General features: G+C 43.9%; 25 protein-coding genes, 8 tRNA genes and 2 pseudogenes. 27 read left to right on the plus strand and 8 right to left on the minus strand.

Annotation, left to right across the window (positions count from 1 at the left end; genetic code table 11):
- The first annotated feature begins 76 nt into the window (after positions 1-76).
- Together clpS and clpA are read left to right on the plus strand one after the other, a co-directional pair.
- Positions 77-388: an ATP-dependent Clp protease adapter ClpS gene (gene clpS / locus CYJ98_RS05295; protein ID WP_004520799.1), complete on the plus strand. Its 312-nt coding sequence runs from the start codon at positions 77-79 to the stop codon at positions 386-388.
- A gap of 3 nt (positions 389-391) precedes the next feature.
- Positions 392-2,671, plus strand: a complete 2,280-nt coding sequence (gene clpA / locus CYJ98_RS05300; RefSeq protein ID WP_101755615.1) for an ATP-dependent Clp protease ATP-binding subunit ClpA — start codon at positions 392-394, stop codon at positions 2,669-2,671.
- Positions 2,672-2,737: 66 nt separating this feature from the next.
- Here clpA and tkt read toward each other — a convergent pair whose 3' ends face one another.
- Complete coding sequence (gene tkt, locus CYJ98_RS05305) at positions 2,738-4,717, minus strand: transketolase (RefSeq protein ID WP_101755616.1); 1,980 nt, start codon at positions 4,715-4,717, stop codon at positions 2,738-2,740.
- Between the two features lie 444 nt (positions 4,718-5,161).
- Here tkt and ccoG point away from each other — a divergent pair, with 444 nt between their 5' ends.
- The 11 genes from ccoG to CYJ98_RS05360 all read left to right on the plus strand — a co-directional run bounded on the left by ccoG (position 5,162) and on the right by CYJ98_RS05360 (position 9,330).
- Entirely contained in the window at positions 5,162-6,646 is a 1,485-nt protein-coding gene (gene ccoG, locus CYJ98_RS05310; protein WP_101755617.1) for a cytochrome c oxidase accessory protein CcoG, read from the plus strand.
- Positions 6,647-6,706: 60 nt separating this feature from the next.
- Positions 6,707-7,216: a FixH family protein gene (locus CYJ98_RS05315; RefSeq protein WP_004520804.1), complete on the plus strand. Its 510-nt coding sequence runs from the start codon at positions 6,707-6,709 to the stop codon at positions 7,214-7,216.
- Positions 7,217-7,892: 676 nt separating this feature from the next.
- Positions 7,893-8,453, plus strand: a complete 561-nt coding sequence (gene pgsA / locus CYJ98_RS05320; RefSeq protein WP_003679552.1) for a CDP-diacylglycerol--glycerol-3-phosphate 3-phosphatidyltransferase — start codon at positions 7,893-7,895, stop codon at positions 8,451-8,453.
- 93 nt (positions 8,454-8,546) lie between these two features.
- Positions 8,547-8,622: transfer RNA gene (locus tag CYJ98_RS05325), tRNA-Gly, on the plus strand.
- A gap of 34 nt (positions 8,623-8,656) precedes the next feature.
- Positions 8,657-8,732 (plus strand) — tRNA-Gly (locus CYJ98_RS05330).
- A gap of 24 nt (positions 8,733-8,756) precedes the next feature.
- Positions 8,757-8,832 (plus strand) — tRNA-Gly (locus CYJ98_RS05335).
- A 21-nt stretch (positions 8,833-8,853) separates the two neighbouring features.
- A tRNA-Gly gene (locus tag CYJ98_RS05340) sits at positions 8,854-8,929 on the plus strand.
- Between the two features lie 21 nt (positions 8,930-8,950).
- Positions 8,951-9,026 (plus strand) — tRNA-Gly (locus tag CYJ98_RS05345).
- 31 nt (positions 9,027-9,057) lie between these two features.
- Positions 9,058-9,131, plus strand: a tRNA-Cys gene (locus CYJ98_RS05350).
- Between the two features lie 10 nt (positions 9,132-9,141).
- A tRNA-Cys gene (locus CYJ98_RS05355) sits at positions 9,142-9,219 on the plus strand.
- 21 nt (positions 9,220-9,240) lie between these two features.
- Positions 9,241-9,330: transfer RNA gene (locus tag CYJ98_RS05360), tRNA-Leu, on the plus strand.
- Between the two features lie 85 nt (positions 9,331-9,415).
- Here the strand turns inward: CYJ98_RS05360 and CYJ98_RS05365 are convergent.
- Together CYJ98_RS05365 and CYJ98_RS05370 are read right to left on the minus strand one after the other, a co-directional pair.
- Positions 9,416-9,926 (minus strand): annotated as a pseudogene (locus CYJ98_RS05365) (site-specific integrase); the annotation flags it as partial.
- 11 nt (positions 9,927-9,937) lie between these two features.
- Entirely contained in the window at positions 9,938-10,594 is a 657-nt protein-coding gene (locus CYJ98_RS05370) for an IS1595 family transposase (RefSeq protein ID WP_101804488.1), read from the minus strand.
- A 210-nt stretch (positions 10,595-10,804) separates the two neighbouring features.
- Between CYJ98_RS05370 and CYJ98_RS05375 the strand changes: the two genes are divergently transcribed.
- From CYJ98_RS05375 to CYJ98_RS05385, 3 genes are all read left to right on the plus strand, one after another.
- The gene (locus CYJ98_RS05375; RefSeq protein ID WP_234395613.1) at positions 10,805-11,515 is read left to right on the plus strand and encodes a hypothetical protein; all 711 of its coding nucleotides are present in this window, start codon (positions 10,805-10,807) and stop codon (positions 11,513-11,515) included.
- Between the two features lie 436 nt (positions 11,516-11,951).
- Positions 11,952-12,200, plus strand: a complete 249-nt coding sequence (locus CYJ98_RS05380) for a type II toxin-antitoxin system Phd/YefM family antitoxin (protein WP_101756423.1) — start codon at positions 11,952-11,954, stop codon at positions 12,198-12,200.
- Entirely contained in the window at positions 12,197-12,460 is a 264-nt protein-coding gene (locus tag CYJ98_RS05385; RefSeq protein WP_079453728.1) for a Txe/YoeB family addiction module toxin, read from the plus strand. The genes CYJ98_RS05380 and CYJ98_RS05385 overlap by 4 nt, the downstream gene beginning before the upstream one ends.
- Before the next feature lie 46 nt (positions 12,461-12,506).
- Here the strand turns inward: CYJ98_RS05385 and CYJ98_RS05390 are convergent, their stop codons facing one another.
- Entirely contained in the window at positions 12,507-12,890 is a 384-nt protein-coding gene (locus CYJ98_RS05390; RefSeq protein WP_101756422.1) for a hypothetical protein, read from the minus strand.
- A gap of 575 nt (positions 12,891-13,465) precedes the next feature.
- Here CYJ98_RS05390 and CYJ98_RS05395 point away from each other — a divergent pair.
- The 3 genes from CYJ98_RS05395 (at position 13,466) to CYJ98_RS05405 (ending at position 14,982) form a co-directional block, all read left to right on the plus strand.
- Positions 13,466-13,645, plus strand: a complete 180-nt coding sequence (locus CYJ98_RS05395; RefSeq protein WP_101756421.1) for a hypothetical protein — start codon at positions 13,466-13,468, stop codon at positions 13,643-13,645.
- Between the two features lie 190 nt (positions 13,646-13,835).
- Positions 13,836-14,576 carry a hypothetical protein gene (locus CYJ98_RS05400; RefSeq protein WP_101756420.1) on the plus strand — a complete coding sequence of 247 codons (741 nt, stop codon included), beginning with the start codon at positions 13,836-13,838 and terminating at the stop codon, positions 14,574-14,576.
- A 25-nt stretch (positions 14,577-14,601) separates the two neighbouring features.
- Entirely contained in the window at positions 14,602-14,982 is a 381-nt protein-coding gene (locus CYJ98_RS05405) for a hypothetical protein (protein WP_162817313.1), read from the plus strand.
- Positions 14,983-14,988: 6 nt separating this feature from the next.
- Here CYJ98_RS05405 and CYJ98_RS05410 read toward each other — a convergent pair.
- From CYJ98_RS05410 to CYJ98_RS05425, 4 genes and pseudogenes are all read right to left on the minus strand, one after another.
- Positions 14,989-15,189: pseudogene (locus tag CYJ98_RS05410) on the minus strand (Y-family DNA polymerase); the annotation flags it as partial.
- 1 nt (position 15,190) lies between these two features.
- A complete protein-coding gene (locus CYJ98_RS05415; RefSeq protein WP_101756425.1) occupies positions 15,191-15,772 on the minus strand; it encodes a LexA family protein in 582 nt (193 codons plus the stop codon).
- 151 nt (positions 15,773-15,923) lie between these two features.
- Positions 15,924-16,163: a hypothetical protein gene (locus CYJ98_RS05420; RefSeq protein ID WP_143485328.1), complete on the minus strand. Its 240-nt coding sequence runs from the start codon at positions 16,161-16,163 to the stop codon at positions 15,924-15,926.
- 81 nt (positions 16,164-16,244) lie between these two features.
- A complete protein-coding gene (locus CYJ98_RS05425; protein WP_143485327.1) occupies positions 16,245-16,508 on the minus strand; it encodes a zeta toxin family protein in 264 nt (87 codons plus the stop codon).
- A 459-nt stretch (positions 16,509-16,967) separates the two neighbouring features.
- On the opposite strand from CYJ98_RS05425, the gene CYJ98_RS05430 reads away from it, so the two are divergent.
- From CYJ98_RS05430 to CYJ98_RS05465, 8 genes are all read left to right on the plus strand, one after another.
- The gene (locus CYJ98_RS05430) at positions 16,968-17,801 is read left to right on the plus strand and encodes a GTPase (RefSeq protein WP_101756418.1); all 834 of its coding nucleotides are present in this window, start codon (positions 16,968-16,970) and stop codon (positions 17,799-17,801) included.
- A 34-nt stretch (positions 17,802-17,835) separates the two neighbouring features.
- Positions 17,836-18,381 (plus strand): hypothetical protein, encoded by a 546-nt coding sequence (locus CYJ98_RS05435; RefSeq protein ID WP_143485326.1) that lies wholly within the window; start codon positions 17,836-17,838, stop codon positions 18,379-18,381.
- Complete coding sequence (locus CYJ98_RS05440; RefSeq protein WP_101756416.1) at positions 18,378-20,213, plus strand: dynamin family protein; 1,836 nt, start codon at positions 18,378-18,380, stop codon at positions 20,211-20,213. Before CYJ98_RS05435 ends, CYJ98_RS05440 begins: the two co-directional genes overlap by 4 nt.
- A gap of 24 nt (positions 20,214-20,237) precedes the next feature.
- Complete coding sequence (locus tag CYJ98_RS05445) at positions 20,238-21,911, plus strand: GTPase (protein WP_101756415.1); 1,674 nt, start codon at positions 20,238-20,240, stop codon at positions 21,909-21,911.
- On the plus strand, positions 21,904-22,176 hold the full coding sequence (locus tag CYJ98_RS05450) for a YkgJ family cysteine cluster protein (protein ID WP_101756414.1): 273 nt from the start codon (positions 21,904-21,906) through the stop codon (positions 22,174-22,176). The genes CYJ98_RS05445 and CYJ98_RS05450 overlap by 8 nt, the downstream gene beginning before the upstream one ends.
- Before the next feature lies 1 nt (position 22,177).
- Entirely contained in the window at positions 22,178-22,939 is a 762-nt protein-coding gene (locus CYJ98_RS05455) for a HEPN domain-containing protein (protein ID WP_101756413.1), read from the plus strand.
- A gap of 2 nt (positions 22,940-22,941) precedes the next feature.
- Entirely contained in the window at positions 22,942-23,124 is a 183-nt protein-coding gene (locus CYJ98_RS05460; protein ID WP_101756412.1) for a hypothetical protein, read from the plus strand.
- Between the two features lie 341 nt (positions 23,125-23,465).
- Positions 23,466-24,119 (plus strand): IS1595 family transposase, encoded by a 654-nt coding sequence (locus CYJ98_RS05465; RefSeq protein ID WP_180947860.1) that lies wholly within the window; start codon positions 23,466-23,468, stop codon positions 24,117-24,119.
- Positions 24,120-24,295 lie beyond the last annotated feature (176 nt).

Raw genomic sequence — 24,295 nt, forward strand, 5'->3', positions numbered from 1 at the left:
GAAAAAAATTGCCGAAATACAACAGAAAACGGTTTACACTCTAAAACAGGCCGTCTGAAAACTGAAACCTAAGATTATGAACCATCCTAATACCGACCACCAATCCGATACCCTGCTCAGCGATATCAACACACAGCCTCCGAAACGTTACGGCGTATTTTTATTGAACGACGATTACACCACCATGGAATTTGTCGTCGAAATCCTGACCGAAGTCTTTATGCTTACACAGGAACAGGCAGTGGCCGTCATGTTGCTGGTGCACCACGAAGGCAAAGGCCTGTGCGGCACCTACACGCGCGATATTGCGCAGACCAAGCAGCATCAGGTCATGGAACGTGCCAAAGCTGAAGGGCATCCGCTCAAATGTATAGTCGAAGAGGTTTAAATCATGCTGTCACCCGAATTGGAACACATCCTGCAACTGCTCTATCGTGAAGCACGCAACGCTCGTTATGAGTTTATCAGCTTGGAACACCTGCTTTTGGTGCTGATAGAAGAAGATGCGGCTGTGCCGAACGTCTTGAAACTGTGTGGTGCGGATTTGAAAGTCCTGTCCGAGCAGCTTGCCGCCAGCGTTGCAGAAAACACGCCGCAAATTCCCGATCATCTTCTGGATACGGTCGAAACCCAGCCGACATTGGGCTTCCAACGCGTCATCCAACGGGCGATGGTGCATACCCAGTCTGCCGGTAAAGCCGCAGTAGAGCCTTTGGATATTTTGGTTGCCATGATGAGCGAATCCGAAAGCCATGCCGTTTATTTCCTCAAATTGCAATCCATTACGCGCTTTGAAGTCTTGCGTTGCATTGCCCATGGCTCGCCTGATGACGAAGACGGCAATGATTCAGACGGCCTGGGACGCGAGGGCGAAGAAGCGGAACAAAAAACCGGCTCCCTTTCCGACTACACCGTCAACCTCAACGCCGAAGTCAAAGCCGGCCGTATCGACCCTTTGATTGGTCGCAAACACGAAATGGAAAGGCTGGTGCAAATCCTGTGCCGCCGCCGCAAAAACAATCCGCTTTTGGTCGGCGAGGCTGGCGTGGGCAAAACCGCACTGGCGGAAGGTTTGGCACACCAAATCGTCAACGGCGACATTCCCGACGCGCTTAAAGAAGCCGAAGTGTACGCACTGGATATGGGTTCGCTTTTGGCGGGCACGAAATACCGCGGCGACTTTGAAGCGCGGGTCAAATCCGTCTTGAAACAGCTCGAAAAAATCCCGCACGCCATTTTATTCATCGACGAAATCCACACCATCATCGGCGCAGGTAGCACCAGCGGCGGCACGATGGACGCATCCAACCTGCTCAAACCCGCATTGGCGAAAGGCTCATTGCGCTGTATCGGCGCAACCACTTACGACGAATACCGCACCATTTTCGACAAAGACCACGCCTTAAGCCGCCGTTTCCAAAAAATCGACGTGGTCGAACCCACCGTTTCCGAAACCGTGCAAATCCTACGCGGCTTGAAACCGATGTTTGAAGATTTCCACCAAGTCCGCTATACGCAAGGCGCACTTGAAGCCGCAGCCGAACTTTCCGCACGCTACATCAACGAACGTTTCCTGCCCGACAAAGCCATTGACGTAATGGACGAAGCAGGAGCGGCGCAACGGATTCTGCCCAAATCCAAGCAGAAAAAAGTCATCGGCAAAGCGCAAATCGAAACCGTCATCGCCAAAGTTGCGCGGATTCCAGAAAAAACCGTGTCGCACGATGACAAACAAGTGCTGCAATTCCTCGGCCGCGATTTGAAAAACATGGTTTACGGTCAGGAAAACGCTATCGACGCGCTGGTCGCCGCCGTCAAAATGTCGCGCTCCGGCCTCTCCCTACCCGACAAACCGATAGGCAGTTTCCTCTTCTCTGGCCCGACCGGCGTCGGCAAAACCGAAGTCGCCAAACAGCTTGCCTACTCGATGGGCGTACCGCTGCAACGCTTTGATATGTCCGAATACATGGAACGCCATGCCGTATCGCGCCTCATCGGCGCGCCTCCGGGCTACGTCGGCTTTGAACAAGGCGGCCTTTTAACCGAAGCCGTCAACAAACAGCCGCATTGCGTATTGCTCTTGGACGAAATCGAAAAAGCCCACCCCGACATTTTCAATGTCCTCCTACAAGTCATGGACGCAGGCAAACTGACCGACAACAACGGTAAGAGTGCCGACTTCCGCAACGTCATCCTGATCATGACTACCAACGCAGGCGCGGAAAGCCTCAGCCGCCCCAGCCTCGGCTTTACCGCCAAACGCGAACGCGGCGACGAAATGCAGGCAATCAACAAACTCTTCACGCCCGAGTTCCGCAACCGCTTGGACGCGATTATCCCGTTTGCACCCTTGTCCGAACCCATCATCGTCAAAGTCGTGGACAAATTCCTACTCCAGCTCGAACACCAGCTCCTCGACAAAAAAGTCGAAGCCGAATTCACACCGGCATTGCGCAAATATCTGGCAGAAAAAGGTTTCGATCCACAGATGGGTGCACGCCCGATGAACCGACTGATTCAGGAAAAAATCCGCAAACCGCTCGCCGACGAACTCCTGTTTGGCAAACTCGCCGAAGGCGGCTTTGTGCTGATAGACTGGGATGCGGCAAAAGAAGAAGCCGTGTTGAAGTTTAAGAAAAGCAAGGTCAAACCTGAAGCAGAAACTGTTTAACTGGTTGAAAAATAAAAGGCCATCTGAGATTTCAGACGGCCTTTTTATCTCAATCAAAAATCTGATTTACAAAACGGACTTAACAGTGGCAACCACATTATCTACGGTAAAGCCGAATTCTTTGAACAGCAAATCAGCAGGTGCAGACTCGCCAAAGCGGTTGATACCGACCACGGCGCCGTTTAAACCGACGTATTTATACCAACCGTCGGCATGTCCGGCTTCTACGGCTACCCGTGGCAAGCCTTCCGGCAGAACGGCGGCTTTATAGGCGGCATCTTGGCGGTCGAATACATTGGTAGAAGGCATGGAAACAACGCGCACAGCAATACCTTGTTCTGCCAATACTTTTTGCGCTTCTAGAGCCAATTCAACTTCAGAACCGGTAGCAATCACAACAGCTTGCACATTGCCTTGAGCTTCACTGATTACATAAGCACCGCGCTTAATGTCGTTCAGCTGTTGCTCATCACGCGCTTGGAATTTCAGGTTTTGACGGCTGAAAATCAAGCTGGACGGATGATCAGCCGCTTTAACGGCTTCAGACCACGCCACCAAGGATTCGACGGTATCGCACGGACGCCATACGTCCATATTTGGAATCAGGCGTAGGGTGGCGGTTTGCTCGACAGGTTGGTGGGTCGGACCGTCTTCACCCAAACCAATGGAGTCGTGGGTAAACACAAATACTGGGTTGATTTTCATCAGTGCTGCCATACGCAGGGCGTTGCGTTCGTATTCGCTGAACATCAGGAAAGTCGCACCAAAGGGTTTCACACCGCCGTGCAATGCAAGGCCGTTCATGATGGCGCCCATGCCGAACTCGCGTACGCCGTAGTGGACGTAGTTGCCGCCGCGTTCGCGGGTAACAGACACGCTGTTTGACCAGTCGGTCAAGTTGGACGGGGTCAGGTCGGCAGAACCGCCCACCAACTCAGGCAGCTCTTTGGCCAGAATTTCAATGCTGTTTTGGCTGGCTTTACGGGTGGCGATGGTTTCGGCTTTGGCACACACTTCTTTCAATACGGCTTGAACGTAAGCATCGAAGTTGTCCGGCAGTTTTTTATCCATGCGGCGCACGAATTCTGCGGCTTCGGCAGGATATTTGGCTTGATATTGAGCGAAGAGCTCGTTCCATTCGGCCTCAAGTTTTGCGCCTTTTTCTTTTGCATTCCATGCGGCATAGATTTCTTGCGGAATTTCAAACGCAGGATATGCCCAACCCAAATGTTTGCGCGTGGCTTCGATTTCGTCCGCGCCCAAAGGTGCGCCGTGGGTTTTGTGGCTGCCTTCTTTGTTGGCGCTGCCTTTGCCGATTAAGGTTTTGCAGCAGATAAGGGACGGTTTGCCGGTTTCAGCTTTGGCCGCTTCAATGGCCGTCTGAATGGCATCGGTATCATGACCGTTTACATTTGGAATCACATGCCAGCCGTAGCTTTCAAAGCGTTGCGGGATGTTTTCGGTAAACCAGCCGTCCACTTTGCCGTCGATGGAAATATTGTTGTCATCATATAAAACAATCAGCTTGCCCAAGCCCAAAGTGCCGGCGAGTGAACAGGCTTCGTGCGACACGCCTTCCATCATGCAGCCGTCGCCCATGAAGACGTAGGTGTGGTGATCAACGATGTTCAAGCCGTCTTTATTGAATTCGGCAGCCAAGATTTTTTCGGCCAAAGCCATGCCCACTGCGTTGGCAATACCTTGTCCCAACGGGCCGGTCGTGGTTTCCACGCCGTCGGTGTAGCCGTATTCCGGATGGCCGGGAGTTTTGCTGTGCAGTTGGCGGAAGTTTTTCAAGTCTTCAATGGATACATTGTAGCCGGTCAGGTGCAACAGGCTGTACAGCAGCATGGACGCATGACCATTGGAAAGGATGAAGCGGTCGCGGTTGTAGAATTTAGGGTTAGCAGGGTTATGGTTGAGGAACTTCGTCCACAATACTTCCGCCATTTCCGCCATACCCATAGGTGCGCCGGGGTGGCCGGAGTTTGCTTTCTGTACGGCATCGACTGAGAGGAAACGGATTGCGTTTGCCAGTTGAGACATGGTTTGACCTTCCTTGGACAAGATTGGAAATATGAAAAAAGGTGTGCCGATTATCGCCTGAATCAGCCGTGCTTTCAAGGATAGCTTTTGATATTCACTTTGTCAGACGGCCTGTTTCCACTCGGTTGCCCGAAACGGAATGAATAGATGATATTAACTGTTATTTCGTTTTGAAACAGTGCTTTATATATTTTTATCGTGTAAATAGCAAATCACTATAAGTTTGCACACAGACTGATTCGCAAACCTTTGAATACTGCCCTTTTCAGACGGCCCTACATCAAACGGCCGCAAGGAATCCATTGTTAAGACGAAGTCCTTCTTTTGCTTTGAATAGAGTCAAATGTTATGATTTGCATGCACGCGAAAGGCCGTCTGAAAATATTCACATCAAACTACTACCATGACAACAGGCTTGTGTGCACTTCATCAAGGAACACTGAAATGTCACCAGAAAACCAAGCTGAAAACACCACACCCTCAACAGAAAAAACAGCAAAAGCCACTACGCCCAAACCTTCCAAACCCAAATCCAGCGTGATTCAAATCCATCCCGAAGGCGAACGCATCCATCCTAAAAAGGCAGAAGGACGCTTTGCCAAACTGCGTATCGCCGCCGTATTGGCGACCCAGTTTGTATTTTACGTTATTCCATGGTTCAACTGGAGCGGCCGTCAGGCGGTTTTATTCAATATCCCTGACCGTCATTTCTTCATTTTCGGACTGTCGCTGGGCATGGGCGATTTGATCTACCTTGCCTTGCTGCTGATGATTTGCGCATTCGGATTGTTTTGGTGGACAACCATTGCCGGTCGTTTGTGGTGCGGCTATTCATGCCCGCAAACAGTTTACACCGAAATTATGCTGTGGATCGACAACTTGGTCGAAGGCGATAGAAACAAACGCCTGAAACTGGAAAAATCGCCTTGGAACTTTACTAAAATTCGCATTAAGGCCACCAAATACCTGCTGATTTTCCTTGTCTGCGCATGGACAGGTATCACTTTTGCAGGCTGGTTTATCCCGATCCGCCAATTTATTCCCGATTTATTCACCGGAGCAGCAGGCGGCGGCGCAATGTTTGCCGCAGCATTTTACGGATTCATGACTTTCTTCTTCGCCCACATCATGCGCGAAAAAGTGTGTCTGCATATGTGTCCGTATGCACGTTTCCAAAGTGCAATGTTTGACAAAGACACGCTGATTATTTCTTACGATACCGAACGCGGCGAACCGCGCGGCGCACGCAAGAAAACCGCCAACAAAGAAGACAGCGGCTTGGGCGACTGCATCAACTGCACCATGTGCGTGCAAGTCTGTCCCGTCGGTATCGACATCCGCGACGGTTTGCAATACCAATGTATCGGCTGCGCGGCGTGTATCGATGCCTGCGACGAAATCATGGACAAAATGGGCTACGAGCGCGGCTTAATCCGTTATACGACCGAAGGCGCGTTGGAACACGAATACCCTGAAAGCGACATCAAAAAACGCTTGAAACGTCCGCGTGTAGCTGGTTATGGCGCAGTACTCCTGGTGGTCATCATCGCCTTCCTGGTCGGCATTTCCACCCGAAAAATGGTCGAAGTCGATATCCTGAAAGACCGTGGCGTCATGGTTCGCGAAAACAGCCAAGGCTGGTTGGAAAATGCCTATAACCTGCGCATTATCAACAATAGTGAAAATGAACAACTGATGACTGCAACCGTCAAAGGCTTTGATGAAATCGCGCTGACCGGCCTGCCTGAAAACGGTATTAAAATTGCGCCGCGGGAAACCGTTACCATCCCGGTACAGGTATCTACCATTCCCGAATATGCCGACAAAGGCAGCCATCCGATTGAATTTACCTTTATCTATCACGAGACCGGCTCTGCTGACTCCAAACCGACTACTTTAGAAGAAAAAGCAACCTTTATCGGAGAATAAACGGTGTCCCCACAACCCAAAATCAAACCTTGGTACAAACATATTTGGCCCTGGGTGCTGATGGCTGGCCCCATCTTCGTCGTTATCGCCAGCGTTTCCATGTTCTTCGTCGCAAAAGAACATACGACAGACTTGGTGTCTGACGATTACTACAAAGACGGCAAACACATCGAAATCCAACTTCACCGCGATGAAGAAGCCGTTAAACGGCAAATTCAGGTGCAGGTCTTAATCAGTCCGGATATGAATGCCGCCAAAGTATTCGTCAGCGGACAATTCGATACCAAACAGCCATTAAACCTATTGTTGATGCACCCAACACGCAAAGCCGATGACCAAACCGTCAAGCTGCGCGCCGTAACAGCCGAACCGCAAAACGGCCGCATGGAATACGAAGCCGTCTTTAAACCTTTACGCCCAACCAATCATTGGTACTTACGCGTTGAAGATGCCTCAGGCGTATGGCGTGTTGAAAACAAATGGATAGTCAGCCAAGGCAATGCAGTCAACTTGACGCCTATGGACAAATTGTTCGACAACGGCAAACAAGCCGCTTCAACAGAACAATAAATCCCGACCCAGGCCGTCTGAAACCTTTCAGACGGCCTGAAATCTTCATACCCTTTTATATTCCCTTCCAAATATGATTTTTTCCGATTGGCGCAGACTGACCGAAAATGAAGTCCGTATGGCAAAACAAGTTTTTGCGGACAGCATAAACTTCCACCGCATCAAAATATATCGCGGCATTCCACTTATACCCAACGCCAATACCGCCATTGCGCCCAATGGAAACATATACTTTCCGCGTAAACACTGCCCCGAAGATTTCACTCAAGCCGGCATAGCCTACAAAATTTGGCTGATTCATGAGCTGACACATGTCTGGCAACACCAGCGCGGTCACAAAGTTTGGCTTTCCGGCCTATTCATCATGCTCAAAGGCGGATACAGAAAACGCAAAGCTTACGCCTACCCCATCCCCTTACCCCACATCAACCAATTAAATATCGAACAGCAGGCAGACCTTATTGCCCACTATTTCGCAGCTACTTTTCTACCCCAAAACATTTACACCCCGCAACAGCCTATTTTTCAGACGGCCTTAGCAGATTTTCTTCACAACCCACACGACAAAAATCTATGCCCAAGATACTTGTCGGCAAAAAAACAACACTTCAAAAAGCAGAGTGAACAAATAAGCTATAATAAACAACCCGACACATCATCCAAAAGATCCCAAACCATGCCTTGGAACATACCTATTTTACTTACCTGGATGCGCGTCCTATTAATCCCCGTGTTCACCATCCTATTCTATTTACCGAACACATGGATTCAACCACAAACCGTCAACTGGACAGCCGCCATCATCTTTGCACTTGCCGCTATTACAGACTGGTTTGACGGCTTTTTAGCACGCCGCTGGAAACAAACCTCCGACTTCGGTGCATTCCTCGACCCCGTTGCCGACAAGCTCATGGTTGCCGTTGCCCTGCTCCTGCTCGTCAGCCTTGGCAGAACATACGCCATCTTCGCCATGATTATTATCGGCCGGGAAATTACCATTTCCGCCTTGCGCGAATGGATGGCACAAATGGGCAAACGCGGCAGCGTTGCAGTGGCCACTATCGGCAAATTCAAAACCACTGCCCAAATGATCGCCATCTTCCTTTTGCTTATCGGCACGGACAAATATAACGACCCTTTCTATCTCATTGGTAACATATTGATGTTTATAGCATCTGTATTGACCATCTGGTCAATGTGCTACTACCTGAAAATGGCATGGAAAGAATTCAAATAAATTTTTTAAAAAATAAAAACAAAACACTTGACGCACGCGATTAAATCCATAATAATTGCGTCTTCTTCGATATACGAAGCAACAAATATCAGAGCGGGAATAGCTCAGTTGGTAGAGCGCAACCTTGCCAAGGTTGAGGTCGCGAGTTCGAGACTCGTTTCCCGCTCCATACTGATTACTTGTTGATTGTTCTTTTTCAATATGCGGGAATAGCTCAGTTGGTAGAGCGCAACCTTGCCAAGGTTGAGGTCGCGAGTTCGAGACTCGTTTCCCGCTCCAGTTTAATTTCAGATGCACTCAAATGCGGGAATAGCTCAGTTGGTAGAGCGCAACCTTGCCAAGGTTGAGGTCGCGAGTTCGAGACTCGTTTCCCGCTCCATTAAATCATGTATCTGAATACGCGGGAATAGCTCAGTTGGTAGAGCGCAACCTTGCCAAGGTTGAGGTCGCGAGTTCGAGACTCGTTTCCCGCTCCATTAAATCATGTATCTGAATACGCGGGAATAGCTCAGTTGGTAGAGCGCAACCTTGCCAAGGTTGAGGTCGCGAGTTCGAGACTCGTTTCCCGCTCCAGTTTCATACTACAACACTCAAACGTAGTTTTGGCGAGATAGCAAAGTGGTTATGCAGCGGATTGCAAATCCGTCTACGCCGGTTCGATTCCGACTCTCGCCTCCATCCCTTTCATGGCGGGGTGGCAGAGTGTTTATGCTATAAGGGGTGCAACCCTTATACAGGCCGGTTCAAATCCGCGCCCCCGCCTCCAATTTCTCAATTTACTGTCTACGCCCGGGTGGTGAAATAGGTAGACACAACGGACTTAAAATCCGTCGGCCCTAAACCGGCCGTGCCGGTTCGATTCCGGCTCCGGGCACCAATAAATATCTGAATTTATTGAAAACCTAATATTCCAAATTTCTAATTGACAGCTTATTTGTAAGGCTGTCTTTTTTGTTTGTGCCTTATTTGTGTCTAACTTGCGCCATTTGTGTCAAATGTGACAAGCTCGTGCAAAACTTGAGCATGTTGATGAAGATGTTCAGGAGCCAAATGTGCGTATCTCTGCACCATCCTTAACGTCTTCCAACCACCCATTTCTTGCAACACTCTCAGTGGTACGCCACGCTGAACTAACCAACTTGCCCAAGTGTGCCTTAAATTGTGCCAAGTAAAGTCTTCTATTTCTGCCAGTTCTAACGTCTTCTTCCAATATCGGCTGTTAATGCCGCCAATTGGATTATTCCGCTTATTCACAAAAACAAATTTCTTATGCTTGCCTAACTGCCGCTTTAATACTTCAACAGCAGTATCATTCAAAGCAACACCCAGTGCATTTCCACCTTTCATTTCATCAGGATGATACCAACAGACCTTCCTGTCTAAATCAACCTGATTCCATGTCAAACCCAAAACATTTGCCTGTCGCAAGCCAGTATTCAGACTAAAAATGATCATATCAGCAAAATATTTGGGGCTGTACTAGATTAGTCCTTTTCACACCACTCCCGCAGGATTTTAAGCTGCCGGGAGGGTGTGCCGAAGTTAAACCGAAATTCGCATTCTTTCAAGAACAGCGGGAAGAATTTGCGTTCGATTCCGTTGTATTTGCGTAAGACGCGTTTTGCCTGATTCCAAAAATTATCAATGCCGTTAATGTGGTTCTGACGGTCTGCAAATTCCTTGGAATGGTTGATGCGGTAATGAATAAAACCGCTCACGTCCAACTTGTCGTAACTGCTCAGACTATCGGTATAAACAATACTGTCCGGCATAATTTTCTGTTTGATAACAGGCATCAGAGTATCGGACTTGGCATTATCTACGACAACGGTATAGCCCTGTCCGTTGCGTTTCAGGATGCCAAAGACAACTACTTTTCCTGCTGCACCGCGACCACGTCTGCCTTTACGCCGTCCGCCGAAATAACTTTCATCCAGCTCAACAGAGCCCTCAAAAACCTCATCGGCAGCCAAGGCCAAATGATGGCTGATAACCGTGCGGATTTTACGGTAGAACAATGCTGCCGAATTGGGATGGATACCCAAAATATCGGCGGCAGGACGGGCGGTAACTTCCAGTACAAAAAAACGGAGCAGTTCTTTCTGTACTTTTTTCTTTAATTTGCAGTGCGTTATCTTCATATTTCGAAGGTAACATATCTGCTAATCTAGTACAGCCCCAAAAGTTAACCCATCACTTTATAACAAACGAACAAAATAAAACCTATGCTCACAGCCAAAATCCGCCACCATATAACAACGGATTTCGTGGTTTACCGCGAGTTCGGGCTTTTGTGCGGCTCCAATATTCAGGCAGCGACTTTATTATCAGGGCTGTTTTAGTGGAGCGACGTGGCCGATAAAGAACCAAAACGTCAGGGTTGGTTTTATAAAACCGCTTCCCAGCTGTTCGATGAGTTCGGACTAACACGGCGTGGCTATGAAAAGGCAAGAAAATTCCTTTCAGGCAAAGGCGTTATCCAATGCCGACGTGCAGGTGTACACGGCAGGATGCACTGGCAGCTCAATAAAGAGCGTCTGTTAGAGTTATGCTATCTTGTCAAAGGCCAACCAGTGCCGCAATTCAACAGCCGTTACTATCTCGACATCGACAATTTCCGTCTTGAAAAGTGGATTAATCTCGACCTTTGGAATGACTTCCTCAAAATGCGTGCCGAAAAAGGCAAGTCAGTCACAATTAAGCAGAAAAAGATCCTGCTCAACCAACTCAAAGACCTCAAAAATAAAAATTACGACTTGGAAGCTGCTATGCGAAAAGCCATTTTAAACGGCTGGGCAGGCTTCTACGCATCCGACCGATCGCCTATCCCCTCACAACCGACACCTGAAGCAAAAGCCCTTAAGGTACTGGCAGAATATGAGGCACAAATCAAACAATCCGTTCATCCTCCTGATACAGACGGACAGCAGCGGAATCCCGACAACCCTCATCGTCAAAATCTCCAAAATTACTATAAGAAAAAACAGTTACCATCATTAGGCTGTTGGCACAGCCATGCCCCAAAGCTGCTCCGGCAGCTTTTTTTGCGCTTTTACCGGTAAATATGCCGCCTAAAAGGTTGTTTTGTCTGTTTCCCTAAACAATTTGAGATGTGATGGGCTGTTTTTCTGCTTCGTTTACCTATTTTTATCCGAATCAAATTTAAAGAATAAGTTTTAATGTTGAATATAAGTATCTGAAAATATTATGTTTGTACATAATGAGCAAAGAACTTTGGCTTTAGGGGACATAGAACTTTGTCCGTATAGGACGGCCTTTATACAAAGATCACGTTCACAGACCACTATCAAAAAATATTACAGGCTCATACCTGACTGTTTTTTGTGCAATTTATGATGGATGTAGATGGATATTGACGTTTGAGATGATATAGACTCTTTTTGAGGGAGAGATATGTACAGGTTTTGTGGATAAATCGTTAGAAATATGTACAGGGTTACTGTACAATAAATTATATTGCCTAATGGAGATATAAAAATGGACTATGTAATCAGCTACACCGCGGCCCGTGAAGATTTGGCGCAAGTTATGACTAAAGTTTGTGAAGACCAAGTAGTAACACATATTACGCGCCGGAACGGAGGGAACTGTGTCTTGATGTCTGAGGAAGAGTACAGCTCTATTATGGAGACACTTTACCTGTTCGGAAACCCTATTAATGCTGCACGTTTGGAACACTCGCTGGCGCAAGCAGAACAGGGGGAATTTGTAGAGGTTGATCTGTGAGGAAGCACCGTTTTACCGCTGATGCTGCCGAAGATTTGGCATATTGGAAAAAGCATGATGCTAGGAAGGTTGAACGGATTAAGTTGCTTTTGGAAGATATTAAAGCCAACCATCCGAAGGGAATCGGTAAACCCGAACCACTTCGTCACCATAAATCGGGCTTATGGTCGCGAAGGATTGATCGGGAACACCGTTTGGTTTATTCGGTAGATGAAGATACGGTAACTGTATATGCCTGCCGATACCATTACGAACGCTAAAATAACTTGTTGACTTTGAGGCCGTCTGAAAATTCAGACGGCTTTTTCATTTGTAGTCCTCCGGGTTAATCTGATTTTGCCAATCAAATTTGTTCTTTCCGGAAGTGGAACAAGCCAAAGTTTCTTTTTGCTTTTCAGGTTCAGAAACGGGGCTTTTTGAATTAGTTAATTTAATATCATTTTGAGATTTTTCTACCTTCTTTTCAGCTCCTAAATTCATTTTTTGAAGCCGGGAACGGATGAATCGATTTAATGCCTGTTGGCTTACTCTTACATTTTTCTTTTCAGCCAAAAACTGTAATATCAGTTTTTCAGTAAATCCAAGCTGCTTCATTTTTAAAATTTCATCTTTATAAGGCTCCAGTACGGATCGTTTACCTGGGCTCAATTTATTTTCATACGATTTGATGAAATCTTCTAAATCACTCATACACACCTCTTACAGCGTCAATACAACATTTATACAACCTATTTTACAAAATATACAACACTAATACAACATTAATACAACCTATAACAACACTAAACAACTAAAAACAACATATTTACAACAATTGACAACAAATACTTCATCTCCGCGCGTACTTCTTCTCTCAAAAAAGAATATTGAATAAGTACCGATAAATTTTAACTACAATGCAGGATAGGCAACGAGTGCCAAAAAACGCACTAAATGTGTTTTTCAATTCCGCCCAACAAGGCGGAAACGCCGCAAAGCGGCTGAAGGTTTGAACAACCATCGGGGGCATCTGCCGCAGTGTTATTGGTTGATGTCTAAATTTCAAAGCGCAAAAGTCCAGACTAAGACAAGTGTCTCAGTCTTTCTGGTCTCGTTATTTGGTGTCGTGGTTATACCGTCGAAAGAGGTATTAGAAGCAATGCTTTAAAAGGCATTTAAAGGCCGTCTGAAATGGGGTTTAAAACCTGTTTCAGGCGGCCTTTTTGTTTGTAGTCATATTGCGTATAATCAAACAACATTTTGACTATATCATATGGGGATAAATTATGAAGAAACTATTAATTGCCTGCGTAACTTTGGTTTTGGTGTCGATGCCTTTAACTGTACAAGCTAAGGGCCGTCAGCCTTGTTCGGGTAAAAAAGACGGTGTGTCGCATTGTGCGGGGGATAAGTTTGTATGCCAAGACGGCAGTATTAGTAAATCAAAACGTATTTGCGGCCGTTAATTAAGAGGTTGGTCATGAAAAAAATATTTAATGGGTATTGCGGTAGGATTGGCTTTAGCCGATTGCGGGCAGCAGCAGTCGGAAACTCATCCGGCTCAACCTAAACAGGAAATGACGGCAGAACAGGCAAAGTATGTGTTGTGCGGCCAAGCTTTGGATTTTAGCCAATTTCAAAATTGAAAGGAAATGTATGTCAAGAAGTGCAGAGCTACTCAAGGCCTATGAAGCCTTAGGCTACAAAGACTTCAAGTCTCAGTTCAAGCGACTGATAAAAGTCTTGAATGAGCATGATTTTAAGTACTGCTTAATAGGTGGACTTGCTTATAACGAGTATGCGCCCCAACCTAGAGCAACACAAGACCTAGACCTGCTGATCATCTCAGACGAGTCAGAGGTGATGGAGGCACTGGAGGAGTTTGACTTCAGGGAGATAGGAGCAGGCCAGTACCAGGTGAGGGCTGCCAAAGGCTCAGGCAAAAACGGGCCCTACGATTTGCTGTTCAATATCTGCTTTGACCCTAACTCATCAGCAGTGAACCGCGCCAAGCCTAGAAACATGTTTGGTGTGAAAGTCCCAGTTGCTCAGCCATTAGACCTTGCACTCATGTGGCTGGTTGCTGCTCCTGATAAGGCTCAGTCGCAGGCAGACTTCATAACTTACATGCAAGCAGGGCTTGTTGATAAGGACAAGTTATTGCGAGAAATCAAGGTTTCTGACCCTGCCTTAGGCCTGTCCCAGACTTATGCTGACATCCATGCAGGTTATCTTGCTGAAGGCAAATCCCGTACATGGTCACAGGTTCAGGAGGACTTGCAAGCAAAGCTGGGGATTAACAAGGCTGACTTCAAACGAGACCAGAAAGGCAAGCACAACTACAAGAAGCCCTCAAGCGACAAGCCTGTGACTGGTCGCAAGTACAAGAGATCTTGAAATCGAAACCGCAAGGGAATGACTGATGGACTATGATTGCGGCTATACGTTGGATATGGCCATGACTTACGGCACTATCCGTCTGGAATTGGATGAGCAACAGAAGGTGCGCAATTTGGCTGTCGGCTATCAAAACATCAGCGGTCAAGAGGGATTGCTGAAAAATATGAATAATGCCCTTGCCTCTTTGCAAACAGTAATGTCGGTTAATGGGTCAACCAAATTCGGTGAGACGGAATTGGGGAAAAAGCTGTTTACTACTTTGACCGATTTGATGGCTGAGAACAAGAATTCCGTCGGTGCGGCTACCAAGGATGTTGATTTTGATGGTAAGCGTTATACTGTTGGTATTGAAGGCCGTACTGTGGCGATAGTTGTGTGGAAGATACAAATTTGGGCTGTCTGAATTATTCAGACGGCCTTGTGCCACTAAATGCCTTACTTTGAAATACGGCTCGCCCATCTTAATACCTAAAGCCTTTGCTTCGGTAGATCGTGCAACCACACAGCCGTCGTTGTTTGACAAGACGACGACCGGAACATTCTTCAATTCCAGCCTGAAAACTCTTTCACAAGAACAGTAAAAGCTGTTTCCATCAATAAGAGCAAACATCTTAGCTTCCCTGACGAACATCTTTGATAACAAAGGTAACAACTCCAACGACTGTCCAGGTATCACTGTCATCAGGTATAAAGTCAGGGTACTCGCCGGAGGCATTTTCAGAGTGTAGCTCAGGCTTGCGACCTGGAACTTTGTACAGTCGTTTCATCGTAAACTCATTGCCAACATCGGCCATCACAATATCGCCGTGCTTCGGCGTTTTGGATCGGTCGATGATCATAATATCGTCTTTACCGATACCCGCGTCGAGCATGGAATAGCCGCCGGAACGTGCGGCAAAAGTGGCAGACGGGTTTGTAATAAGGTATTCGTTAAAATCGAGATAGTCAGCAACATACGGCTCCGCCGGCGATGGGAAGCCAGCGGGAATTTTCTCGAGAGCATATGGGACTTTTAGTGTTGTCCGATTGATGGGTATAAGGCTGCCTTGAGGCATAGCTGTAAAAGCAATCATGGCATCCACTGTTGGTATCAGCGACACCGGGATACGTTTAACTGCCGTTGCTTCACCGGACTTGCTTTTACGTCCTGCACCATCTCTACGGCCACCACGTTTCTTAGGGATTTCGCTCATAGTTCTTGTAATTTGATTTTGTAACAAAATCATTTTATCAAAGAATTATAGTTCTTTTGGATTTAAATTTCCCGTAACCAAACATCCTTTTGTTTAGAATACAAAAACACCCCGAAGGGTGTTTTTTCTTTGGAACAAATGACATAGTAATTTAGCGGTCAATCCCTTGTTTCTGAAAAGCACTCAAAGAGTCAAACTCCTGTTTAATATGAGACTCCAATTTTTCTAAATATCGAGTATTGCGATGAAGCTCATGGTCAATCGCCATACAAGGTAAATGGTTTTGATGGATTCTACTATCAAAAATCAGACCTTCGCGTGAATAAACAGCAAAATAATTAGCCTTACCGGAAAGAAAAACTCTATCTACATTCTCTGGAAGTTTTTCCACCACTAAATCATGATGTTCTTTTGTTGTTGCTCTTAGCGTTTCCCCAGCTTAGACCATTTCATCATGGCATTCTAATGTGCCTTACCAACTTACTTCTGAAGGAGCAGTTTGTAGATAGACAGCAGTTTGATAACCACGCTGTTGCATATCTTTCAAAGTCTTAATTGACGACTCAGGCATCCTGAAAGTTCCTTCAACAACAATGTTATACCCTTTTCCAAGTGCTTGCTCTATAAAACTACCTGTCATTTCTCTTAGAAAATATGCTGTATGCTTGGCGAAGTCCTTACCATATTGAAATACCTTTGTAACCGCAGAACAAATCGTCGCTGGATTGATTTGCAAAACTCAACTACTTATCAAAGCTTAAATTCAAACGCTCCACTAATTGCACTTGCGTTAAGCGGACTGCTTTTCGCTGTTATGAAACGCATTGCCTGGACTTTGGTTGATGAGAGATTCCACACTCATTGTCATAAAACGATAGCTAAATTTTATACTAATAGAATATAATTATAAAATATTATTAAGCAACAAATAGTACAATCTTCACAAAAAATAACACTGCTAATAATTTCCACAAAACAACCGTTCAGGCTACCCGAATTTAATAGCTTTATCTTCACCTACCACTCAACGAAGTTCATCATGAATCTCAAAATGAAACAATTGCCATATTCATAAGGGATTTATTCTTCATGATGATATTGCCTGCGCAGATTCCGCAAGTACTTTTGATTATGACATTTTATTTTGTTTTAGAAGCAACAATTTAGTTTTGAAATTAGTGATAGGAAATAAGAGATGCAACATATTCGACATCAATTAAATCATATTCAGCAAGAATATACTGAATTAAGAAAAATATTAAATAATCAAAAAGATGAATCCATTGTCGCAGTTTGGGGATTGATGAATGCAGGTAAAAGTTACTTGCTCAATATGTTGACGCAACATTTGGAAAACGAGTATTTCAAAACCAACGATTTTCGTGAAACAGCTGAAATCAAAACAGCACAATTTGGCAATATTACCTATTTGGATACACCTGGACTAGATGCCAGTAACACCGATGATTTGGAAGCATTGCGCGGTGTGGCACGTGCTGACGTAGTGTTGTTTGTTCATCAACCACAAGGCGAATTGGAAAAAATTGAAATAGACTTTTTGCAACAATTAAAAAATAGTTTTGGTGATCATGCTGAAAAAAACATTATTCTAGTAATCAGCAAAGTGGATAAGGCCACACCTGAAAACATCCAGCTCGTTGAAAATAAAATGTTGGCGCAATGCAACGATATTTTGGGGTTTTCGCCAAAATGTTTTCAGATTTCCAATACCCGTTTTCGCAAAGGCATGATAGAACACAAAAACGCGCTTACCAAAGCCAGTCGTATCAATGAATTGAATGATTATGTGCACCAAGTGGCAAGTGAAAGCAAGGGTGTGAGTAAGCAACGCATTGCTGTGAAATTGGCAGAATTAGCAGAAGAAAGTGATGATGTGATCAAACGATTGGAGCAACAACAAAATAAGTTAATTCGTAATTTAGCAGATGAGTTTGACTCATTTAATCAGACAGTTGATGACTTACGCGATTACGTTACTGATATACAGAAACGCTATCGAGCTATTTAATTAGAAGTAAATTTATAAAATTTGGAGATTAATTATGGCAATACCATTTTTAGTTGCAGGAGCAGCGGTGCTGCTAGGTGCTGCTATTGTAGGTTCTCGTAGTGATTCTAGCGATAACAACGACGACAACGATAATGACCAGGCAGCACAAGCAAAAGCTGCAAAAAAACAGGCCGCAAAAGAACGTAAAAAGGCACAAAAACAAGCATCAAAACAGTTGTTGCGTGAACAATTTGATACACGCTTATCAGAAACGCAAGAGACGATTGAAAACAATGTTGTGCCCTATTTCTCAATGAAATTTGGCGGACATTGCTCTATTAAAGAATATATTAACGAAAATAATCAGTATAATTTTTTTGGCATTTCTACGCAAAACACAGAAATGCAACCCTTGCACAAAACCGAAGTTAATCTGAATTATGTGAAAACAATGTATGACGTCGAAATTACTCCAGATATCGATTTGCACTATGCCTTGCAAGAGATTGAAGATTCTCAATTGACGTTGCAAGAAGCTCAACAATTAAAACAATCTATTTTACAAACATCCATGAAATTAAGGGGAAATAACTTATGAATGCTGTACTTACACGCGCCGATTTGTTGAAATCATTTGAACAACTGAAAGTGCAATTTAGCCAAGCACTGAATGATGCACAATCCAAAGACCAAGCTTTTGAAAGTTTGCGCCGTACTTTTTACGATAATTTGTCTCGGCGTTTGCAAGATGCAAAAAAAAGGCTACCTGAAAAAAATCCTTTGGCACAACAAGTCAGTCAATTTATGGATGTGCTGACTAGAACTAATGAAGAATGGGATAAAAAAATTGCAGGGCGCGACAAGGGCGTGGCGTTTCGCCAAAATTTTAACGATTCATTGCTGGTATTTGTTTATGGCAAAGTGAAATCTGGCAAAAGCTCGTTAGGCAATTATGTTGCTTGGGGCAATACCGACCCTGATACCGTACCTAATTTAAAACAATCAATTCATGAAGCTTTACAGCCACAATATTTTTCGCACGATCGCACCAATGTAGCTAGCGGCGACGCACTTAAAGAAGCGGAAAATAAACAAGAATTTCGTGTTGGCGCGACCGAAGCAACCAGTTCTATTCAAGGTTTTCGTTTGTCGGGTTTAACTTGGGTAGATTCACCTGGTCTGCATTCTGTGAATAGCGAAAATGGTCAATTAGCGCGTGATTATGTGGAACATGCTGATTTAATTTTGTACACCATGAAATCAGATGCGCCTGGACGCGAAACCGATTTGGCAGAAATCCGTGAATTATTTCACAAAGATAAAAAAACCGTTTTATTGCTCACAGGTAGTGATACAACTGAAGAAGATGAAGATGAAAATGAACAAATCATCCAAGTCCTTGTAATGAAAGACACCGATACCTGTGCAAAGCAGCGTAGCTATGTGGCTGACGCATTGGAAAAACTTAATTTACCTGCAACAAATAATATGGAAATCATTTCATTTTCGGCGCATTATGCCCAACTGCACGAGCGAGAACCTGAATTATTCCAAGATAGTGGCATGGGCCAGTTTTTCACTGTATTGCACGATTTGATTCATGCTGAAGGTGTATCGATGAAAAAGCGTGTACCGATGACTAATTTTAAAAATTTTGTGAGTGATTGTGTACGCGATATTGCGCCGTACCGTAGTTTATTGGCAGATTTTGAAAAAACGGTCGTGAATTTACAAAATAAATTGCCTAAAAGCATTTCTGCGGTGCAGTCGAAAGCAAAATCCGATATTACCAATGCAGTTAATCATGAATTTGATCTACTGGAAAATCATTCAGATAGCCAGAAGAAACAGGGGATTCAGACAGCGCAACAAAAATTAAGCAAAGAAAGTGCCAAAATCGTACAAAAACATTTGGCAAATGTGTTTGATGAAATTATGAACGATTTCCAAAAAGAAATTAGCGATGATTTCAATAGTAGCGACATGATTAAGCTACCTGATTTTTCAGTGGAAATGCAACAGCAAGAAATTGTTTCAGGTGTGAGTTCTGGAACGAAGAAGCGTAATTCGGGTATTGGTACTTTGATTGGGATGGGTATTGGCGCATTTATTGGTGGACCAGCTGGAGCGGTAGCAGGTAGTTTTGTAGGTGGTATGTTAGGTAACGTATTAGGCAGTGATGCATCATCAATTACCGAAAGAATTTCTTTACCTGTGGGGGACAATTTCCATGAAATCCGTTATGTTGCGATAACAGCTTATTCGGAAGCAGTTAGCCAACAAATCTCACAGAGTGCCGATAAACTACTCAACCAAGTTTTACAAGAAGCGAAAAAGTTGCTTCAAGACTTAAACGATGATGTACAGCACATGGAAAATCAATTACAAGATTTGCATGATGATGTAGAACTTGTATTAAAACAAATGTAATTTATTCTATAAAAAGGTAGAAACATGAGTATTCAAGCAGAAATTTTATTTCAAACCTATGATAAAACGGCTCATTTTGTTCAAACTAATCAGTTTGAAACCACTGAATTTCAAACTGTGCAAACCATGTTTGAAGACAAACGTAAAAAACCGGATGCACATATTATGGTGTACGGCGTGTACAACGCTGGTAAAAGTACCTTGATTAACGCACTACTGGGCAAAGTAGTCGCAGAAATCGATGATGTACCTAAAACAGATAGCGTGAGTGCATATCGTTGGAGGCAATACGATATCCTGGATACGCCAGGTGTAGATGCACCGATTGAACATGAACAAATTACCGATGAAGAAATGTTGAAAGCCGATGCGGTTATTTTTGTGGTTAATCCTGTAGGTGTGGCAGAAGAGTTGGGAACCTTGTCCAAATTATTAGAGTTGGTCAAAGCGCGTAAACAAGTCTTTTTGGTATTCAATGAAAAGCAACCGTTGGCTATTGAAGATTTTCAAAAACTGAAAGACCAAACGCAATCACGTCTGCAAGAATTAGCAGCTAAATCGGGGTTAAGTAATGTTTTAAAAGATATCCCTATTGTGCGAGTAAATGCGAAAAGTGCTCTTAAAGCTAAAACGGAAAATAAATCAGCTTTGCTAGAAAGTAGCGGATTTCCTGAATTTGAAAAGCGTTTGACTGAATTTTTGCAAAGCATTTCACAAGATACAATTTATGTTCGTTTGAAAAATGCGTTAGTCGATTTTCTTTCAGGCAGCCTGAATATATTGAAAATGCGTTCGCAAGCAGATATGGTAAAAAAATACGATGACTTGCTAAAAAATATTGAACGCAATAAAAATCAAGTTCGTCGCAATGTACGTCAAGCAATTGCCAATGAACGTAATCGCATTGGAAGCGAAGTTCAACGTCAATTACGTCGTAACGTTTTTGGAGAAGAAAATTTATCTGAATCAGATATCGAAAAATGTATTCAGGCAGCCTTTGAATACAGCGCAGAAAAAGTGAATAATACTTTACAAAATGAAGTTGAAGCCTTAATGCAACAATTACAGGTAGATATCGATAATATTCAAGCAGAAATTCCACCAAGTAATTTTGAAATGGCTAATATCAATATTCAAAATATAGATAATTCTTCGCCTTCAATGGAGAATGTAGAATCAATTGTGCAAGAAGCATCACAAATTTCACCTGAAATGATGGCGCAAACTGTGGAGCGATTAACTAAATTAGCAAAACCTGAATATATTGTGGAATCATTGAAATTTGTAAAAAAATATCTTCCTGAGCTTATGAAAGGCATCGGAATTAAAACAATGGAGAAATGGGCTAAGGCAATTATGAATAAATTACCGTATATCGGTCCCATGATTACAGGCCTATTTGCATTAAAAGATATATTTACAGAAGATAGCCAAACCACGCAAATGCAACAAAAAATCGATGAACACAATCGCCAACGTGAACGTACTATGCAACAAATTACCGACATATCAAACGATATTGCTTCGCGATTTGAAAATATAATGCGTGAACATACTGAAAAAGTAACTGATGAAATTTTTACCAATATCATGAAACAAATTCACGCTTTGCGCCAAGGTTTCAGAAACGATGACCGCCAAAATAGTGAATGGATTGAGCAATTATCAGCATATTACACTGTAGCATACAATGCGTGAACCGTTTCCATGTAATGCATGTGGCGAGTGCTGTCGCCGTGTCAATGAAAGCAAATTAACTGCTTTTTTGGACAGAGGTGATGGCACTTGTCGCCATTTTGATGATTCCAGTAAATTATGCCAAATTTATTTAGACCGACCTTTGATTTGTCGGATAGAAGAATTTTACGCAACTCATTTGAATGAACAAATAACTTGGCAAAAATTTGTACAATTAAATGTTGAAATATGTCAAAAGTTTCAACAAGAAAAAAAAGGGAGTTGATATGGATTTAGACGATTTAAACCAACTACACCACGACCAACGTAACCATTATCCTGAACCTTTCCGCCTACGCATTCATCGCGCAATTAGCTGGCTGAAACGCGCTGAAGTGTTGTTAGCAGACGGTGGTTCTTGCGAACTTAATCGAGCCTTAAAAATCAATACACCACACTCCAAAACACGCTTATCGAAAACTGCATGGCAAGTATTAGAAAAAACGCAAAGTGATTGGGATTTTGGTTTTGTGTCACTATGGATTGCATTTAACGCAATTTATGCCCGCGATTTCAATCTTAAAACTAGCCAAGATAGAGCTGTATTACGCGAATTTCTCAATCGGATTTGTCGCTTGGATGAGGATAAGCAAATTTATAACTTAGTATGGCAAGTGTTTTCTTCAGATCTTCGCGCACTGGTTAACAATCGTTATGTATTTCAATCATTTTGGGATTTTCATAATGGTTCGATTTCACGAGATGAATTTGAACACAATTTTTACGTGGCCAATCAGAAAATTAGTTCAGCATTAGCGCAGCAGGATACCGATACTTTGCTGATAGCAGTGTTTGACCGCTTATATACACTGCGTAATCAAATCGTACATGGTGGCGCAACATGGAACAGTTCTGCCAACCGCGAACAAGTCAAATCAGCTTGTGCGTTTTTAAGCAAAATCCTTCCCGTATTTTTGCACGTCATGATGAACAATCCGCTCGACGAAGCATGGGGTAACCCATTTTATCCATTTGTGAAAGGAGATTAATCATGCCTGTTTCGTTAAAAACGCCACAACAATGGGCATGTAGTCAATGTGATTGGCGACAAGCTGTGGTCAATAAATCGGATGTTTTGCTGCCTAAACTTGAAAAATGTCCAAAATGCGGTAGTGAAATTGGACTTAAAGCAACAATGATGACCAACCGTATCACTTCTATATTTAAATTATAAATAAGGTAGATAATTTCTCGTTGTCTTGTTTGTAGTTACATCTTGTCCCCTAATCAGTTTAATTTTGCAGGAGGGTTTTCTATCCAATCATTATTAATAGTCAGTGCTTCTCCCGAGACGTCTTTTGGGGTAAGCGGTCGTTATATGAAGGCTATCGTTCCTTTATTTCGTTTCTTAATCTACCTAGCGATTGAGTCTAGAGTGATATAAACTGTGTTGAAATATCCGAATCTGTTGGTATTTGCATCTACATATTTACCCAAATAATCGCAACGTTCTCCAGCTTACATATATTTCCCTTAGGGGCTGTACTAGATTAGCAGATATGTTACCCTCGAAATATGAAGATAACGCACTGCAAATTAAAGAAAAAAGTACAGAAAGAACTGCTCCGTTTTTTTGTACTGGAAGTTACCGCCCGTCCTGCCGCCGATATTTTGGGTATCCATCCCAATTCGGCAGCATTGTTCTACCGTAAAATCCGCACGGTTATCAGCCATCATTTGGCCTTGGCTGCCGATGAGGTTTTTGAGGGCTCTGTTGAGCTGGACGAAAGTTATTTCGGCGGACGGCGTAAAGGCAGACGTGGTCGCGGTGCAGCAGGAAAAGTAGTTGTCTTTGGCATCCTGAAACGCAACGGACAGGGCTATACCGTTGTCGTAGATAATGCCAAGTCCGATACTCTGATGCCTGTTATCAAACAGAAAATTATGCCGGACAGTATTGTTTATACCGATAGTCTGAGCAGTTACGACAAGTTGGACGTGAGCGGTTTTATTCATTACCGCATCAACCATTCCAAGGAATTTGCAGACCGTCAGAACCACATTAACGGCATTGATAATTTTTGGAATCAGGCAAAACGCGTCTTACGCAAATACAACGGAATCGAACGCAAATTCTTCCCGCTGTTCTTGAAAGAATGCGAATTTCGGTTTAACTTCGGCACACCCTCCCGGCAGCTTAAAATCCTGCGGGAGTGGTGTGAAATTTAGGGCTAGTCTAGTACAGCCCCATTAAAAAACATAAATATAAATAGACTAAAAAACTCCCAGTCATTTTTGTTTTACTGGTTATAGCATCATCTCATTTCATTTATTCACATCTAAGTACCTCAACAGCTTTTACAAATACTCCAGCAGATACACTTCTACCCTAATGGAGCCTTACT

The organism is Neisseria perflava (assembly GCF_002863305.2).
GTDB lineage: Bacteria > Pseudomonadota > Gammaproteobacteria > Burkholderiales > Neisseriaceae > Neisseria > Neisseria perflava_A.